Annotated in this window: 2 protein-coding genes; both read left to right on the top strand. The window is 69.7% G+C overall.

The window, feature by feature from the left end; genetic code table 11:
- On the top strand, nt 1–378 hold a 378-nt coding region (locus tag DEIPH_RS20325; protein ID WP_034360503.1), incomplete at its 5' end, for a hypothetical protein.
- 37 nt (nt 379–415) lie between these two features.
- Complete coding sequence (locus DEIPH_RS18510) at nt 416–829, top strand: hypothetical protein (protein ID WP_034361177.1); 414 nt, start codon at nt 416–418, stop codon at nt 827–829.
- The last annotated feature ends 196 nt before the right edge of the window (nt 830–1,025 follow it).

Here is a 1,025-nt window from a genome sequence, read left to right as displayed (position 1 = left end):
GATCAACTCGGACTGAAGGGCCGCATCGTGCTGCTGGTGTCCGCCCTGCTGGGGGCCATGCTCGGGGCGGTGCTGGCCGCTGGGGGCATCGCGGGGCTGGCGGCCCTGGGCCTGTTCCCCCGGCCTGTCTCCGGGGCCGTGCTGGGCCTGCTGGCCGGGCTGGTGGCGTCCGGGGGCAAGGCAGCAGTCACGGGGATTCAGGTCAACGGCGCGTGGGCGCGGGCGAAGGCGCAGGCGGAAGTGGGGCGGGCGGCAGATTCTGACAGTCTGCCCGCACCCCCAGCTCCTGCCGCCCCCGCCGATGACTGGCAGCCCGCCTCGCTCGACGACCTCGCCCGCACGCGCACGGATTGGCCCGCCGTGGGGCTGGACCGCTGAATACCATCCGCCCTCTCGCCACTCTGGAGGCCCCACCATGAACACCCACGCCATTTCCGCCGCCCTGCAAAACCGCATCGGCAACGTCCTGACCGTCTCCGGCCTCAAGGCCGCCGCCAAAGCCGCCGCACAGCTCGCAAAAGACCTGCTGCCGGGGGCGACGGGAGTCGAAAAGGCCGCCTACGCCGAACGCTGGCTGCTGCTGGCGGTGGAGGAGTACGACAACAAAATCCCCGTGCTGGGGAAGTGGCTTGACCTGCCCCTGGCCGACCGTCTGGAGGCCGCAGCGGTGCGGGCGGCGGTCGCCTGGGGGTACGCGGCCATCGAGTCCGGGGAGGCGGTGACAGACCCCATCGACCCCGCCAGCCTGAGCGGCGGCACCATCGGCACCCCGACCACCGACGCGGATTTCGGGCCGAGCATGGGGGACGTGCCCCCTGGGCGGCGCTGAAGCATCGGACAACTTGAGCGGTTATCCCTCCCTCCCTGGTTCCGGCTGGGGCGGGAGGGGCTTTTTTGCTGCCCGCTTCACTCCGGCTTCATCTTATCTACTGTCTATTGACAGATAACGCGAGGGGGAGTAAACTCTTTTCAGGCAAGGGAGAGAGAGCCGACACCCGGAGACACCGGACGGAACCCGAAGCCTA

The organism is Deinococcus phoenicis, assembly GCF_000599865.1.
In the GTDB taxonomy this organism is placed as follows: domain Bacteria; phylum Deinococcota; class Deinococci; order Deinococcales; family Deinococcaceae; genus Deinococcus; species Deinococcus phoenicis.
This window is presented reverse-complemented; position numbering and strand designations above follow the sequence as displayed.